The following is a 15800-nucleotide window of genomic DNA, read 5'->3' on the forward strand; positions in this document are numbered from 1 at the left end:
TGACTGTTACAACTCGCTCAATCGATATACACAGAATCCTTTCTCTTTGGCCAAAAGGTTCACATTGCGGAACAGTCCCGCGGCTTTTCTCGGAATTGGAATAAATTCGTTGACCACGAAATAGGCTTTTCCATCTGTGCGCAGTATACGGGCTGCCTGCTGTAAAAAGCGCTCAGTGAGATCACCTTCGACCTGAAAACCCTGGTGAAAAGGTGGGTTGCAGAGCAGCAGATCGGCAGAGTCGGATGCAATTTCAGAACCGGCATCTCCCGCGGTTACACTTCCATTAATACCAAGCGCACGAAAGTTGTCTCGGCAGGCCCGAATTGCCGCGGCGTTATTATCCGTTGCCTGAATTCGCCATTGCTCAGGCGAAGAAGCCAGGGCGGCAACCCGAGCACTTAGGTAGCCGTAGCCACAACCCAGATCGACGATATTCAGGGCGCCGGTATTGTCAGACGGTAACTCCGCGCACAGCTGATCGGCCAGCAGGGCACTGCCCACATCAATCTTATTCCAGCCAAACAGCCCGGGCTTTGACCAGAGTCCGCCTAGTATTTCGGGCTGACGCAGACTGGTGTATCCGCTGTCGTCCAGGGGTACGCCGGCGGCACTTGCGTTAAAACGATGAATACTCAGGTAGTCACTGCCATGCTTCTGAAGTTGCTTGCTACTGCCGAGCCTTAGCGCAGCCTTTTGTGCGTAGGTTTTTATCCCGCTGGATTTCTCTCCGATAAGTAGCAGTTCACCGCTGTCCTCGAGCGTTTCCACTGCCGAGTTGATGACGTGGTGCACTATGGCTTTTTCCTTGGATACCGGATACACGATGCGCGAAAATTTCGTTTCGTGGGACGCGAGATCAAAATCACTGAAGCTCGCGGGAATTCCGATGGCTGTTGCTGTACAGACAATGTCCCAGCGATTGCTGAGCAGGTGCCCCGCAAACTCGATGCCGGTTACCAGTAGGGCCTTGCTGTTTTCGTCGGCAATCCACAATGCGTGTTGGTCGCATTCGCGCAGGAGTTTGGAGAGCAGAATGTGCATGATCGCGGAATCTTATTAAAAGCAGCTGCGTGGAGGTTAATCCGTGTCACCAGCGCTGTTTTCCGGTTCGACGAACTCGGGTTCAGTGACACTGGCAATTTCTTCAAAGGTCAGCAGGCGGTATTCGCCCTCCGAGAGTTCTTCATCCAATATGATGTTGCCGATGCGTTCACGGTGCAGTTCGAGTACCCGGTTGCCGAGCGCACCAAACATGCGCTTGACCTGGTGATAGCGGCCCTCACTGATAGTGATTCGGACCTCATTGCGGTACAGAATCTCCAGTTCGGCGGGTTTGGTGCGCTTCTTTTCATTGTTCAACCAAATTCCTTTGGCGAACTTGTCGATGGCATTGTCTTCAATTGGATCCGCAAGATGCGCGTAATAGGTTTTTGCGCAGTGATGTCGGGGGGAGGTAATCCGGTGGGACCACTGGCCATCATCGGTAATCAGCACCAGCCCGGTAGTGTCGATGTCCAGGCGGCCGGCAATGTGCAGTTTGTGCTTGTTGGGCTCATCCAGCAGGTCGAGTACCGTTGGGTGCTCGCCATCTTTGGTTGCGCATACATAACCCAGTGGTTTATTGAGCATGAAGTAGCGCGGGCCCGCTTCCGTGAGCAGATCGCCGTCCAGGCAGAGTTCGTCTGTGTCGAGAATCTTGCTTGCGGGATCGGTCACCGTCACTCCATTGACGGTGATTCGCTGCTGTTTTGCCGCTCGTTTTACTTCTGCCCTCGACAGGTCGGTGACCTGGCTGATGGCCTTGTCGAGGCGCAGGAATTTACCTTCAGCCAATCTTTTTCTCGCCGGAATCAACGGACTGATAGATGAGGGTGTTGATGGTCATTGGACCCACGCCGCCGGGCACAGGGGTGTAGGCGGCGACGCGGTCCACCAGTGGAGCGAGTTCGATGTCGCCTACACCACCGGGGTGGTAACCGGCATCGACGACGACCGCACCGTCTTTGATCCAGTCGGCCTTGATGAACTCCGGGCGACCTACTGCGCCGACGATAATATCCGCACGGCGAATGTGGTCCGCCAGGTCCTTGGTGCGGGAGTGACAAATGGTGACGGTGGCGTTCGCATTCAGCAGCATCGCTGCCATGGGTTTACCGAGAATCGGGCTGCGCCCCACAACCACAGCATGCTTGCCTTCGAACTCAATATTGTAGGCTTCCAGCAGGCGCATAATGCCTTTGGGTGTTGCACAGCCGTAGGCTTCCTCTCCCATGGCCATACGCCCGAAGCCCAGACAGGTAACGCCGTCGACATCCTTTTCCAGTGCGATCGCGTCGAAACAGGCGCGTTCATCAATCTGTTCAGGCACCGGGTGCTGTAGCAGAATTCCATGGACGTTTGGGTTGGCGTTCAGCTCCTCGATTTTCGCCAGCAGTTCTTCGGTCGTGGTAGAGGAGGGCAGCTCAACCTGGAGGGAGTCCATACCGATGCGGCGGCAGGCATTGCCCTTCATCTTTACATAGGTTGCGGAAGCGGGATCATCACCGACTAGAATGGTGGCAAGAATCGGTGTCTGGCCGCCGCTTTTTTCTTTCAGCGCGGCGACACGGGTAGTGAGTTCCTCTTCGGTTTTCTGGGCAAGAGCTTTGCCGTCCAGAACCAGTGCAGACATAGAAATATCTCAACTTGATCAATGAGCCGGATACCGGAAGCGGCCGGGCTCAGGTGGAGGTTGTTTGGAAGCTTAATGAAAGGGCGCTATTTTCGCACAGACAGCAAACAATTTCCCCATAGAGTGACCCGCGAGGACAGCGTGGCCGGGAGCGGAGGGAGGAAAGGGTAAATTTCTTTAAAAATAATAGCTTAGCGCCGTTGACACCCCTGGGGGCCGCAAGTAATATGCGCGCTCTCGAACGGGGGCAACCCCATAGGGAATCGGGGCATAGCGCAGTCTGGTAGCGCGCCTGCTTTGGGAGCAGGATGTCGGGGGTTCGAATCCCTCTGCCCCGACCAAATTTACCGGGTTTCCTTGCGCCCGTAGCTCAGCTGGATAGAGCATCCGCCTTCTAAGCGGATGGTCGCAGGTTCGAGTCCTGCCGGGTGCGCCATATTTAATGGTGGCTGCGAGCTTGAGGGACTTGAAATGGTCCGCTGTCAGCTTAGAGTCGCAGGACTATTCCGGCCCATCAGCGTAGCTGATGGGCGTCAAAACCGCCGCAAAGCAGTGTTTTGCAATCAGCGGTTTTGACCCTGCCGGGCGCTGTGCCCAGGTGGGAACATTGGTGTCGCCACAGGGCATCAATTAAAACTTTATCAATGGTGGCCGTAGCTCAGTTGGTAGAGCACAGGATTGTGGCTCCTGAGGTCGCGGGTTCGATCCCCGTCGGCCACCCCATATTTGACCTTCTGGTCCCATGAACCCGGCTATATGCCGGGTTTTTTGGTTTTGGGACTTTATTGTTCTATGGGTTGCCTTTACCTCGGTTGGGGCGATCAAGGATAATGCGCGCCAGATTTGTGATTTCGGTCTTGGAAATGGCCGGAGATAACCATTGGATTTAGGGGAAGAATGTGACGGAAGTAGTTGAGCGCAAGGCAACCAATGTTCATTGGCACGACGGCGAAGTCACTCGTGGTGACCGTGCTGCCATGCTGGGTCATAAAGGCGTGACTCTGTGGTTTACCGGCCTTTCCGGCTCCGGCAAAAGCACCGTTGCGGTTGCCGTGGAGAAGGAACTGGCGGCACGCGGTGTGCTGAGCTACCGTCTGGATGGTGACAACATCCGCCTTGGCATCAACTCTAATCTGGGGTTTTCTGCAGAAGATCGCCAGGAAAACATCCGTCGTGTAGGGGAAATCTCCAAACTGTTCGCGGATACCGGTGTGGTGGTGCTCAGCAGCTTTATCAGCCCGTACGCGGATGACCGCAATATGGTGCGCAAAGTACATGAAGAGGGCGGCCTGCCATTTATGGAAGTCTTTATCGATTGCTCCCTGGAAGCGGCGGAAGAGCGCGATCCGAAAGGCCTGTACAAAAAAGCCCGTGCCGGTGAAATTCGCGGCTTCACCGGGATCGATGATCCCTACGAAGCACCGGTGAACCCGGAGTTGCACCTGCGCACCGACCAGATGACTCTGGAAGATGAAGTGGCGGCGGTGATCAAGTCTCTGCAGGAACGCGGCATCATTGTTTGACGTTCGCTCGGTTGGCGGCCCGTCGTTGAATATATCGATGTGCTGCCAATTTCTGCTTTCGGGGCAAATAATTGTTTAATGCCCCGGAATATCTGGATTTCTTTCTTTGTATTCTTATCTCCCGCGGTCTAAATTTTAAGCGACCCCTACCGATTTATTTTCTTCTAGTCTACTCATCCGCCAAGTCTCCGACGCTTTTCCCGGCGCCACATATACTGTTGCTGTGCCATCTCAATTTCCTGATTTGACTGTTCACTCGGCTTGATTGGAAGCTTTCTGGCACAGGGAAAGACGTAAAGGCGTACGGAGGCGTATATGGCTTGGAGCGCACGGAGTTTCTTTGCGCGGTGGTTCGGCACTCGGCGGACGGTAAAAGCAGTCGCTGCTGCATTTTTTGTTTTGTTGGGGCTGGGGGGCTGGTTTGTATATGAAAAGCTGCCCAGAGTTCCCGGTGTCCCAAAGGCTCCTGTCGTTGGTGTGCCTGCAGGTGCTTTGGATCACGCACCCAAGCCTGCCTATGCCGGTGAGCACCCTCGCAAAAGTGGCCGCCCAGCGGAGTATTTTCCGTTTCCAATAGCAATCGGTGAGACCGGACCGGTGGAAACCCTGTTCTCCGGACCTTCTACCTATCCATTTCTATGCGGTGAAAACTCCGTTACTAACGCACAACCATTAGTGGACAATCACAATGGCGAGGGTATTCCTGTATTCGCGCTGGATGAGGATGGCAAGCAGACGGATGAAGTTGTTGGTTACAGCCGGGACTGCAGTCATGCCACGTCCGTCTCCTATTTCTATCGCAGTACTCGGGATGGCTTCTTTCATCCTTTGGAAAGTGCAAACGGCGATATTGACCAGGTAACCGTTAATGGAAAAACCACGGATTTCGTTGTTCGTCTTGAAACGGGCACTATAAACCGATTCTTTTACGCAATTGCTGTGCTGCGTGGCGAGGGTGAAACGGAAAGCAAGCCGACCACCAGCAATTGGAACAAGCGCCTGATTTATCAGTTCCGCGGTGGCGTGGGTGTCGGGCGCCGTCAGGGCAACATGACAAGAAAGTCGATTATTGAACGCCGCGAAGATCAGCTCGCTCGCGGTTATGCCGTGGTGTATTCAACGGCCAACCAGACGAGTAATCACTACAATATCTGGTTGGCGGAAGACACAGCGCGCCGTCTTAAAAAACAATTCTCCGCACTTTATGCAGAACCCATGTACACCGTTGGAATCGGCGGCTCCGGCGGTGCAATTCAGCAATATCTCTTGGCACAGAATGCCCCCGGTGTTCTTGATGCAGCGCTGCCTCTGTATTCCTACCCGGACATGGTAAGCCAAACCATTTATGTGTTCGATTGCGAGCCTCTGGAATACTTCTTTGATGTGGTTGCGTCCGAGAATCCTCGCTGGAAGGATGTCACCGAACGAGAGGCGATCATTGGCTTGGCTTCTCGAAAGGAGTTTGACCACCGCTTCAAGATTCTTGAAAACGCAGCTGCACTTTTCGATGGCCGCTATCGCGATGCAGCAGATGGTGCATCCGAATGCGTGCAGGGTTGGCGGGGCCTGGTGCCGCTGGTAAACAACCCCAATTTCGTGCATTTCAGCAAGAGCTTCGCCGATTCTGTCGCGAAGGGAACCCACTGGACTCACTGGGAAGATTTGCGTGATTTCTATGGTGCGGGTCAGGATGGCTATGCCAACAGTGCCTGGGATAACCAGGGTGTCCAGTACGGGCTGAATGCACTGAAAAATGGTGAGCTCAGTGTCGATGAGTTCTTGCGTATAAACGCAACCATCGGAGGTTGGAAAGTGCCGACAGAGCAGGGTGGAGAAAAGCTCTGGTTTATGAATGGCGAGGTCTTTCCTGTAGAGCTGTCGGTATGGAGTGAGCACAACATGAATCTTGGTAGCCTGGATAAGCCGGCGCCCAGAAGTGTTGCCAGTACCGAAGCCATCGAGGGAATTTATCGTTCGGGGCATGTCTTTCTCGGTGATGTGGAGATCCCGATTCTGGATGTGCGGCACTATCTTGAGGGTGAGCTGGATATGCACCACAGCCTCGCGTCCTTCGCCAGCCGCGAGCGTATCCGTCGCGCGCGGGGCCATGCGGATAACCAGCTGATCTGGATGAGCCACAAAAGCTACGATCCCATTGATGAGGCGCTCGATATCATCGATCACTGGATGCAGAAAATCATCGAACATCCAGAATTGGGTGTAGCGGGAAACAAACCCGTAGAAGCGACCGATCGTTGTTTCGACAAAGACGGTAATGTTATTGCTGCAGGTGAGCATGTTTGGGACGGTGAGTGGAATCACAAAGCCGACGGCGCCTGCATGCGCAAATACCCCATCTACAGTACTCCCCGTCAGGTGGCCGGAGGTCCCATTACCGGAGATATTTTCAAATGTGAATTGCAGCCTATCGAGCGTGCTATCGCGAAAGACGCATACGGCGCGGCGACCGCTGCGATTGTTGAGCGAATTGATGACATGCACCGAATCTTTCCCGATGGTGTTTGTAACTTCAATGCGCCGGATGTTGGGCGCCCGAAGGGCCCACTTTTTCCTCACGGCGGTGATGTGATCATTGCGGGTCATTCGGTAAGCACCGATTACCGCGGATTGCTTGAAGATGTCGCTCGCGACGTTGAGGCGCCAAAGGACGAAATTCAGCCAACACCTGTATCGGTACCGCATCGTGAGCCGGATATCGATTGACCTGAAGCCAGGCGCGTTGGGTGGCTAAAAAATGGGCGAGTCAGATGAGGTGGAACTTTTGGCGCGTTTTTTATTGACACGAAAATGCAGTCGAGTATGATGCGCCTCGCTCGCAGGGGATGCCCCTGAGCAATTCGGAAGAGTCAATCATGTGTGATTGATATTCGCCGAGCTTCTCAAGGCGGGTGGTTAGCTCAGTTGGTAGAGCGGCGCCCTTACAAGGCGTAGGTCACAGGTTCGACCCCTGTACCACCCACCATTTTCCCTGGGAAGCCACTACCGCGGACCGGTAGTTCAGTTGGTTAGAATGCCGGCCTGTCACGCCGGAGGTCGCGGGTTCGAGTCCCGTCCGGTCCGCCATATGCAGGAAGCCCTGTTCGAAAGAACAGGGCTTTTTTATTTTGGGCGCCCCGCTCTGAACTCACCGGGCTCGGCACTACAGGATCTTGCTCTCAGTGGAGGCGTTTCATGCCATGTGATTGCATTTTGTCCTTTTTGTGGATAAATTTGGACATGTGACTACATCGCTATCCGGAGACCGCATGGCAAACCCTGCTCATACCCCCCAAATCACAGAAGATCAGGTTCTTCTTGAGGCAGCTCTGAACACGGCGGATCATTTGGGGCTCAAAAAGAAAGAGCTCAGTGAAATCATCCACCTGGATGACCGAACCCTGCGTCGCCGCAGTGGCCTCGCGCCGCAAAGTGCGGAAGGTCAATTGGCGCTGTTGTTGGTGCGAGCCTATCGATCGGCTTTTGTCCTAATGGGAGGAGAGGGCGGTGCTAGGACGTGGTTTTCTACCCCGAATCGCGCACTGAATGGTACCCCGAAAGAAATGGCCAGCCGTATTGATGGCCTGGTAAGGATTGTTACCTACCTCGACGCCATGAGAGGCAAGGTGTGATCGATCTCCGCGACAAAATCCGGACTTCTACTACCCGTCTGATTGGACGCCTGTATCGCATCATTGAATCGCAAGAGGAGGTTGCGACCAGGAGCCTGGTGGATAGCCTTCAGAAACAGGCCATCTTGGAGAACCTGCTGGAGCAGAGCAAGCCAGCGCGACTCCCCGGTAGTGAACATCTCCACTACCTACTGGCGACGCCATTTCGATATCCTCCTCTCCCGTGGGGGTCACGTTTTGGGGGTACTGCAGAGAATGGAATTTTCTATGGCAGTAAAACTGTGGCGACTGTCCTGGCAGAAGCGGCTTACTACCGGCTGTTGTTTTTGAATGATATGGAGCAGGCTCCGCGTACCCCTGTGACCAGTTACCACCAGATATTTTCTGCAAAATACTGTGCTGACCCGGGGGTGCGTCTCCAGGATGAGAGCTGGCGGCCCCACTGGGCATCGCTTACTCATACGTCAGAATATGGATTTTGCCAGAAGCTCGGCGCGCAAATGCGTGAGTGTGGTATCCAGGGGCTGGAGACCCCATCTGCCCGGGCATTGAGTGCCGGAATATCAACGCTACCGGTCAGCTCTGGTGAAGGCGTTAATGTTGCTTTATTCAATCCTGGTGCACTGTTGCGCCGCCCGCCAACGATTGAGGCAGAGGTTACCGCGGAATCTGATCAGGGCGGAATTTCTTTTCTGCTGAAGTCTGGCAGAAGTGTAACGTCCACGCGCTTCGAGCGTCGTGCGTTTCTAGCGTTTGGCGACTTGCCTCAGCCGGCGTAGGGCGCAGCACAATATGGTCCGCTATCTCACCGAGCTCAGCCTCGACAGTTTTATTGAGGCTGCTCGCAATATCCCCTACCAGCAGATTCACTCCGACCTGTTCCCTGGTATCGACCTCTGGATTCGCCGCGATGACCTCATTGATCCGCTGATTTCCGGTAACAAAGCGTACAAATTGATCTACAACCTGCTGGAAGCGCGTGCCGAGGGTAAGGAAACAATCATCACCTGCGGTGGCGCCTGGTCAAATCACATACATGCGATTGCCGCGGCGGGGCTGCGCTTTGGGTTTAAAACCATCGGTATCATCCGGGGTGAACGACCGCTGGTATTGAGTGCCACGCTCCGGGATGTAGAGCGGTTTGGGATGGAGCTGCGGTTTATCCCCCGTTCTGAATACCGAAATCGCCATGAGCCGGGTTTTCTCGAGCGTATCGGGATCAATATGGCGGGCAGCTGGTTTATTCCTGAGGGTGGGGCAAATCAATATGGTTTAAAGGGGGTTAGGTTGCTCGGAAGTCTGATTGGCGAGACTAGCCCGGTGCTTTTTGACGAGTGCTGGGTTGCATGTGGCACCGGGCTGACGCTCGGCGCATTGGCTACTAGCCTCCCTTCCAGCATCGAGCTTGTTGGCGTAGCAGTGTTGAAAGCGGGAAAGAGCATTGCCGCAGCAGCTGCAGGGGGGGACCGGACAGATAACACGCTTCAAGCCCCTATTACTGTGATCGACGGCCACCACGGGGGGTACGCTAAACGTGATGACAGCCTCGACGAATTCCAGTCTGCGATCGCGCAGCAGACGGGTTTAGGTCTCGATCATGTGTACACTGCGAAAGTGGGATATTCAGCAATGAGTGCCTGTTTGCAAAAACAGCAAAGGAGTAAAACTAGCCATTATCCGCGAGTGTTGCTTCTGCATACCGGGGGGCTTCAGGGGTGTAGAGGAGTGGTAAGAAGAGTAGGAAAAAGCCAGATTTTGATCAATAGTTGATCGATTTCAAATCGGACTGGAAGGACAGATATAAACCTGCCGTCCGTTCGACTCATACTCCTTGCTCGGGCATAATTACGTGTCAAATTATACGGGTTTGATTGATTTTTGATCGATTATCGCCCTAATGGATACGAACAAAACTGCATTGGCCCTAATTCGGGCACCTTGGGGGAGCGGTGTCGGAATTTCAAAATATTGGCCTTATTGGTCGCACCGAAAGTGACAGCGCAGTCCTATCGCTGAAACGCCTGATGGCGTTCCTGCAGCGTGAGGGCTACTCCGTCGTGCTCGAAAAAAATACAGCCAATGACGTAGCCAACCACAACACCCGAGTGTCCACTAAAGACAAATTGGGCGAACTCTGCGACCTGGTGATCGTAGTGGGGGGCGATGGCAGCCTGCTGACCGCCGCACGAGCCCTGGCCAAATTCAGCGTTCCTCTATTGGGGATCAACCGCGGCCGCCTCGGATTCCTTACCGACATCACTCCTGACGAAATCGAACAAAAAGTAGGCGAAGTGCTTTCCGGCAAATATATGGCTGAAAGCCGCTTCCTGCTAGATATGTCTGTCACCCGTGATGGCAAGCGAATCGGCAAAGGCTCATCACTGAATGATGTGGTGGTTCACCCCGGTGAATATATCCGCATGATTGAGTTTGATCTCTTTATTGATGGGCAGTTTGTTTATACGCAGCGCTCTGATGGATTGATTGTATCAACGCCTACCGGATCAACCGCTTATGCACTATCTGGTGGCGGTCCCATCATGCATCCAAAGCTGGATGCCATCGTTGTTGTTCCGCTTAACCCTCATACGCTCAGTAGCAGACCGATTGTGGTTGAGGGTAGTAGTGAATTCAAGATCGTCGTGGGTCAACAAAACAGCACTCACTCCTATGTAACCTGTGACGGGCACGAGCAAGTAATCACCGAGCCGGGTGATGTAATCCGGATTCATAAAAAACCGCATAGATTGACTTTGATACATCCAATTGATCACAATTTCTACGAGACGTGTCGTACGAAACTTGGATGGGCCGAGTAAATTTTACTTAGTTAGCTATCAAAAACTTTAAGGGTAGAAATGAGAGTTATTACATTCGGAACATTTGATGTGTTCCATATCGGGCACGTAAATATACTTGAACGAGCGAAAGAGTTAGGGCAACACTTGATCGTTGGAGTTTCGTCTGATGACCTAAATATCAGAAAGAAAGGGCGCCCACCTGTCTATACCCAGTATGAACGGATGAAAATCGTAAGTTCATTACATTGTGTAGATGAAGTTTTTTTAGAGGAGTCTCTAGAACTTAAAGGCAGCTACATACTTGATCACAAAGCAGATTTGATGGTGATGGGGGATGACTGGGAAGGAAAATTTGATCAGTTTTCCGATCTATGTGAAGTTCGATACTTCCCGAGAACAGAGGGAATTTCCACTTCGATGATAATAGAGCGTGTCGCATTAGATTTTAGTTAAAAGATTTTTAAGAGCGGGTTTTAAGTAGTTGGTGCCATGAAAATTTGCATGTTTAGTCTGAGCCTGAAGAGGCAAATGACGGGTATTGATAAGGTTGCAGTTGAGCTTAGTAATGAATTGATCGCTAGAGGTCATGAGATTGTATACATTACTATTCCCGGTAGCTTTAAAAGCAACTATCTCGAGCTAGATAGAAAAGTTCGAATTCACTATATTCATCAAAACTACCGAAACGACAACGTTGAGCGGCTGCGGTCCATCGTGAGGGCGGAGCAACCTGACGTTGTTGTGCCGATGTTTAGTAACTCCATCGTTAGTATTTTTTTGGCTGCCTTACGTGGATTGGACGTTCCATTAATTCTTTCTGAGCATAGTGACCCCAACCATTACGTTGGGCGATGGTGGCTTTGGGGGCGAGGCAAAGAGGAAAAGCAGAGAGCTCGAATGCTCTGTTTTCACGGCGCGGATAGAATCCATTTACTGAATAAAGAGTTTTCGGATGATTTACCGGATTTTTTGAGGGAAAAAGTTTCCGTTATTCCTAATCCTGTGCCCATTCAAGTACCGAGTGTTTCCGATTTTTCAAGTCGGGAGAAGTTAGTTGTATCTATTGGGCGCCTAGATGAGTCCGGGAAAAGGCTCAGTCTGCTTATAAATGCGTTTTCTATTCTTAAAGAAAAACTTAATGGCTGGCGGCTTCATATTTATGGGGATGGTCCCTCAAGACAGTACTATGAAGATATTATATCTAGGGAAGGGCTGCACGGGATTGTAGAGCTAAAAGGGTTTACTGAGAGCCCTGAACTGGCAATCGGGCGAGCGAAGATATTCTGTATCCCTTCTATTTTTGAAGGTTGCCCTCTCACTCTTGTTGAAGCAAAGGCGTTGGGTGTTCCCGCTATTGGGTTTGACGACTGTACTGGCGTAAGAGGGATGATCTCACATGGTGAAGATGGGCTTTTGGTTAAAAGAAGAACAGCTAAAGATCTGTCCAATGCTTTAGAGACACTGATTAGAGATGAGAGTTATCTAAGTCACTTGTCTGAACTCGCATTGCAGGATGCAAAGAAATATTCAAGAGAATGCGTCTTTGATCAGTGGGAAAGCCTCATATCTGAAACTGTTTCTCAAGCCAAGATGGCGGGACCTAAGCTACAGAGGTGCCCCAGTTTCAACTTAGAGCAGCAATTAGACTTTGAATTGGATGAGCTCACGTCAAGTTTTTCTTTCTGGAAGAGATTTCCTAGTAAGAGTTACTGGGGGGATTGGCAACGTGCGCAAAAATATATTGATAGAGTGGAGCGATCCTACTCATGGCGCTTAACAAAAATATTACGCTGGGCAAATTATTTAGTTAAAACACTCTCCGATGTATCTGCGTTGATAGCTAAATTGAAGGCGCGAAAAGTTAATTTCAGGAACTTTATACTGAGAAAAGTCGGAGAGTTCTTTTCGTCTGGTCAGGTTGTCTTTATCGATGTGCCTGGTTTCCAAGATATGAAAAGTACTTTTGGTGGGTACTTTGACGCTGAATGTTTTTTTGAAGATGTACCCTACCCATTTCTTAGAGATTTAAAAATAGCGCGTGCACGTGTGGTGGTGTCTGGCTGTGGAGCTGCAAAAAGAGATGTAAACAAAAAAGGGCGTCGCATCGAGTTATGGCATGCCTCTGGTGCAATAAAATCTGTCGCGAATACATCCTATAACAGTGTGTCCGGTGATTTTGTAATTGTTTCGCCCTCTGATGATATGCGGGAAAAATACGCGAGGTATTTTAATGTCAATGTGAATAAGGTCCGAGCATTGGGGGTTCCGAAAACAGATAAATTGCTATGTGCTGTAGATAGTAAAAAATTAATTGATGATTTTTTTAAAGAAAATGCGCTATTGCATGGTAAGAAAATTTATCTATTTGCGCCTACTTTTCGAGGTCAATGGCCAAATAATGTTTGGTATAGCTCGAAGCTTGATTTTTCTAAAATTGCGTCAATGCTAGAAGATGACGAAGTTGTGCTAGTTAAGCTCCACCCTGCAATAGATCGGTATGCAGGATGGCATGACGTTGAATTTGTTGAGAATAAAGTGATCAACGCTCACTCTTTTTCGATTGACCAACTTTTGGCAGTTTCCGAGGCTGTCGTATCAGATTACTCGTCAATTGTATTTGATGCGGTTCTATCAAATAAGAAGATGGTTCTATACGCAGAAGACATAGATCTCTATAACATTGACCGGGGTATTACATATGACTACCGAGCTCTTGCCCCATGTCCCCTAATGGAGGAACCTGACGAGTTAAAGTTGCTGGAGTATTTAAGGGCTGAGTCTTTCGATCAGCATTCGTATGATCTGTATAAAAGTATATTCTTGAATAAGTGTGATGGCATGGCGACGTCAAGAATATTAGAGTTGATAGGTGAGCTTTCTGGTAAAAAGTATGATAAATCCAAAGGTATCAATAGTAGTTCCGGTGTACAATACGGAGAGTCTCTTGGATGATTGCCTCAATGGAATCGTTAATCAAACATATAAAAATATTGAAGTTATTGTCGTTGATGATTGCAGCCCTGATAAAGCTGTTGATGTGATTAAAAAATGGCAATTGAAAGATCCTAGGATAGTTCTTGTCCATCATGAGAAAAATAAAGGATTGCCAGCTGCTAGAAACACCGGAGTTGCAAAAGTTACAGGCGACTACGTTAGACATGTAGACAGTGATGATGTCATTCCTTACGACTCAACAGAGAAGTTAGTGCGAATAGCAGTTGATACTGGGAGTGATATTGTTTGTGGAAATGCGGCAAGACTGACATCCGAAGGGATCAAGCGAGAGAGTTGGTTAGCTCGGCATATGGAGCATAAAAGCCACATTGTTTTTGGTGACGAGCCAAAGTTATGGCCACACTTGGGTAATGTTTACACCTATCTTTTCAAACGAACTTTTCTGGTGGAACATAAACTTAATTTCCATGAGCCCGTGATGTATGGCGAGGATCAAGTGTTTGTCAGCAAGGCTATGCCTCTTGCGTCTTCAATTTCTTTTTGTCCTAGTTATACGTACTATTACCGAGATAACGGTGATTCAATGACGTACGGTTTGTCACTGAAAAAAATATCAGATGAACTGACGTGGCCACTTTTGGTACGAGAGAATCTTAGCGAGCATCCCAGAGCGTTTTTTTACACACTTTTGAGGAGTTCAAAGCATCGCTTCAAAGTTTTAACGGATGCTGTATCTGTATACAGTAGAGAGCAATGTCTCGCATTCATCTGCGATGCTAAAAAGTGTTATGAGGGAATAACTACGGCTGATCTGTATTCTGAAGATGCAGAAAAGATGTATATTTATTTTCGGTCGAACACGGTGCATTTGTTAAACTTATTTATCAATGAGAGCCCTGAAAAAATTTATGAGATTCTTTCTTCACGTATAAAAAGTAAGTATCTGATTGAATCATAGAACAACAATATTAGGCGAGGGGAGGAATCCCTTCGCTATCTTAACTACGACTAGATTTAATTTGGAATATGTTAAATCAACTTAAGGTCACAGCGATTATCCCTTTCAAAACGGACTCTAGCAGGCCAGATTTGAAAGAACGAGTAAAGGCTTTAGCGGGTGAGTGTGTTTTTCAAGGGTTTTCCGTAATTGTTGTTCAGCATACTGAAAATGGTGAGAAGCCTATTGAACTTAATGATTCAATTAAGAAATCAGTTAATTTATTAACATACAGTGATAATTCGATATTTAACCTTTCAAAAGCTAGGAACATCGGTTTAAAAAGCTGCGATTCGGAATGGTGTATTTTCTTAGACGCAGATTTAGTTTTGCCAAAACAGTTTTCAGTAGGACTGGAGAGGTTGTTCAGTAGCAATATTGTTGCCAGTGAGACATTCTTTCTTACTTTACCTGTAGTTTATGTTTCAGAGAATGTTCCAGTAAGTAAATTGCAGTTAGCAGAAAATTTTGGTGAATTTGTTTGTGGCGATATACCTATTGACCACTGGGTTCTTGGGTCGAGTGTGATAGTTGCCAGGAGCAAATATTTGAAAAAATTGGGGGGGTACTGCGAGCTTTATCGCGGATGGGGGTATGAAGATCACGATATGGCGATGCACTTGGTAAGTCGGGACTCTACATTTATTACGCCACGAAAATCGCATCTTTTTGATCCGCGACCGATGCAGTCTTTATCTCGGTATGTGGGATGGCGAGCGAAGTACGCGCTTTATGGTCGATTGGCCACTATGTACAATCTTTTTTTACTTCACGCCTATCATAGTAAGAATACCTATTTTTCTGGTTCATCCTTTGTAAGTAATAATTTACAGACGTTTGTTAAGAGAAGTAAAGCTTTGGTGTTTCCTTCTTTTGAGGAGGTTAAGTTTCACCCGGGGCACCCAATTTATTCCCAGTACCACCTGTTTTTCGAGCAAGCTAAAAAGGGGAGGTTAATCGCTACGATAAGAGATTTCTTACTGAGAAAGAATCGAGTTGTTCGTGCTTACAGGAAGATCATGCGTATTGAGTAACTCCTTCTCAATTAGGTTTAATTTATACTCTATGCCAGCAATTGTGTTAGTAGAATTTAAGTTAACTTAGTGTTTTCATTACTTCGGTGCGACCTCCAGCTGTATTTATTTTAACCATCCAAGTAAAATGCTTACACAAATTTGTAATTTCTTTGTAGCTAAAAGTTCATAGGTAAGACGTATAAAT

13 protein-coding genes and 5 tRNA genes are annotated in these 15800 nt (G+C 49.4%); 15 read left to right on the forward strand and 3 right to left on the reverse strand.

Annotation, left to right across the window (positions count from 1 at the left end):
• Positions 1-6: 6 nt before the first annotated feature.
• The 3 genes from C3938_RS14550 to folD are packed head-to-tail and all read right to left on the reverse strand — an operon-like array spanning position 7 to position 2674.
• The gene (locus C3938_RS14550) at positions 7-1044 is read right to left on the reverse strand and encodes a class I SAM-dependent methyltransferase (RefSeq protein WP_105103967.1); all 1038 of its coding nucleotides are present in this window, start codon (positions 1042-1044) and stop codon (positions 7-9) included.
• A 36-nt stretch (positions 1045-1080) separates the two neighbouring features.
• Positions 1081-1836, reverse strand: a complete 756-nt coding sequence (rsuA, locus tag C3938_RS14555) for a 16S rRNA pseudouridine(516) synthase RsuA (protein WP_267893046.1) — start codon at positions 1834-1836, stop codon at positions 1081-1083.
• Positions 1829-2674: a bifunctional methylenetetrahydrofolate dehydrogenase/methenyltetrahydrofolate cyclohydrolase FolD gene (gene folD / locus C3938_RS14560; protein WP_105103968.1), complete on the reverse strand. Its 846-nt coding sequence runs from the start codon at positions 2672-2674 to the stop codon at positions 1829-1831. The genes rsuA and folD overlap by 8 nt, the downstream gene beginning before the upstream one ends.
• Positions 2675-2938: 264 nt before the next feature.
• On the opposite strand from folD, the gene C3938_RS14565 reads away from it, so the two are divergent.
• From C3938_RS14565 to C3938_RS14635, 15 genes are all read left to right on the forward strand, one after another.
• A tRNA-Pro gene (locus tag C3938_RS14565) sits at positions 2939-3015 on the forward strand.
• Positions 3016-3033: 18 nt separating this feature from the next.
• A tRNA-Arg gene (locus tag C3938_RS14570) sits at positions 3034-3110 on the forward strand.
• Between the two features lie 211 nt (positions 3111-3321).
• Positions 3322-3397 (forward strand) — tRNA-His (locus tag C3938_RS14575).
• A 176-nt stretch (positions 3398-3573) separates the two neighbouring features.
• Positions 3574-4197, forward strand: coding sequence for an adenylyl-sulfate kinase (gene cysC, locus C3938_RS14580; protein WP_105103969.1), 624 nt, complete (start codon positions 3574-3576; stop codon positions 4195-4197).
• A 315-nt stretch (positions 4198-4512) separates the two neighbouring features.
• On the forward strand, positions 4513-6921 hold the full coding sequence (locus C3938_RS14585) for a DUF6351 family protein (protein WP_105103970.1): 2409 nt from the start codon (positions 4513-4515) through the stop codon (positions 6919-6921).
• A 183-nt stretch (positions 6922-7104) separates the two neighbouring features.
• Positions 7105-7180: transfer RNA gene (locus tag C3938_RS14590), tRNA-Val, on the forward strand.
• A gap of 24 nt (positions 7181-7204) precedes the next feature.
• Positions 7205-7281: transfer RNA gene (locus C3938_RS14595), tRNA-Asp, on the forward strand.
• A 182-nt stretch (positions 7282-7463) separates the two neighbouring features.
• Positions 7464-7826, forward strand: coding sequence for an antitoxin Xre/MbcA/ParS toxin-binding domain-containing protein (locus C3938_RS14600; protein WP_105103971.1), 363 nt, complete (start codon positions 7464-7466; stop codon positions 7824-7826).
• Positions 7823-8605 (forward strand): RES family NAD+ phosphorylase, encoded by a 783-nt coding sequence (locus C3938_RS14605; RefSeq protein ID WP_105103972.1) that lies wholly within the window; start codon positions 7823-7825, stop codon positions 8603-8605. Before C3938_RS14600 ends, C3938_RS14605 begins: the two co-directional genes overlap by 4 nt.
• 13 nt (positions 8606-8618) lie before the next feature.
• Positions 8619-9596, forward strand: coding sequence for a 1-aminocyclopropane-1-carboxylate deaminase/D-cysteine desulfhydrase (locus C3938_RS14610; protein ID WP_105103973.1), 978 nt, complete (start codon positions 8619-8621; stop codon positions 9594-9596).
• Positions 9597-9775: 179 nt separating this feature from the next.
• Positions 9776-10645 carry an NAD(+) kinase gene (locus C3938_RS14615; RefSeq protein WP_105103974.1) on the forward strand — a complete coding sequence of 290 codons (870 nt, stop codon included), beginning with the start codon at positions 9776-9778 and terminating at the stop codon, positions 10643-10645.
• A 39-nt stretch (positions 10646-10684) separates the two neighbouring features.
• Positions 10685-11080: an adenylyltransferase/cytidyltransferase family protein gene (locus tag C3938_RS14620; RefSeq protein WP_105103975.1), complete on the forward strand. Its 396-nt coding sequence runs from the start codon at positions 10685-10687 to the stop codon at positions 11078-11080.
• A 75-nt stretch (positions 11081-11155) separates the two neighbouring features.
• Entirely contained in the window at positions 11156-13579 is a 2424-nt protein-coding gene (locus tag C3938_RS14625; protein ID WP_158681714.1) for a CDP-glycerol glycerophosphotransferase family protein, read from the forward strand.
• A complete protein-coding gene (locus C3938_RS14630; RefSeq protein WP_158681715.1) occupies positions 13572-14540 on the forward strand; it encodes a glycosyltransferase family 2 protein in 969 nt (322 codons plus the stop codon). Before C3938_RS14625 ends, C3938_RS14630 begins: the two co-directional genes overlap by 8 nt.
• A gap of 68 nt (positions 14541-14608) precedes the next feature.
• Positions 14609-15613: a glycosyltransferase gene (locus C3938_RS14635; protein WP_105103978.1), complete on the forward strand. Its 1005-nt coding sequence runs from the start codon at positions 14609-14611 to the stop codon at positions 15611-15613.
• Positions 15614-15800: the final 187 nt, after the last annotated feature.

The organism is Microbulbifer pacificus, assembly GCF_002959965.1.
GTDB classification, from domain to species: domain Bacteria; phylum Pseudomonadota; class Gammaproteobacteria; order Pseudomonadales; family Cellvibrionaceae; genus Microbulbifer; species Microbulbifer pacificus_A.

Coding starts and splice junctions, on each gene's coding strand:
- C3938_RS14550 (WP_105103967.1), bottom strand. CDS start 1,044: ATGCACATTCTGCTCTCCAAACTCCTGCGCGAATGCGACCAACACGCA.
- folD (WP_105103968.1), bottom strand. CDS start 2,674: ATGTCTGCACTGGTTCTGGACGGCAAAGCTCTTGCCCAGAAAACCGAA.
- C3938_RS14585 (WP_105103970.1), top strand. CDS start 4,513: ATGGCTTGGAGCGCACGGAGTTTCTTTGCGCGGTGGTTCGGCACTCGG.
- C3938_RS14600 (WP_105103971.1), top strand. CDS start 7,464: ATGGCAAACCCTGCTCATACCCCCCAAATCACAGAAGATCAGGTTCTT.
- C3938_RS14610 (WP_105103973.1), top strand. CDS start 8,619: ATGGTCCGCTATCTCACCGAGCTCAGCCTCGACAGTTTTATTGAGGCT.
- C3938_RS14620 (WP_105103975.1), top strand. CDS start 10,685: ATGAGAGTTATTACATTCGGAACATTTGATGTGTTCCATATCGGGCAC.
- C3938_RS14625 (WP_158681714.1), top strand. CDS start 11,156: ATGACGGGTATTGATAAGGTTGCAGTTGAGCTTAGTAATGAATTGATC.
- C3938_RS14635 (WP_105103978.1), top strand. CDS start 14,609: ATGTTAAATCAACTTAAGGTCACAGCGATTATCCCTTTCAAAACGGAC.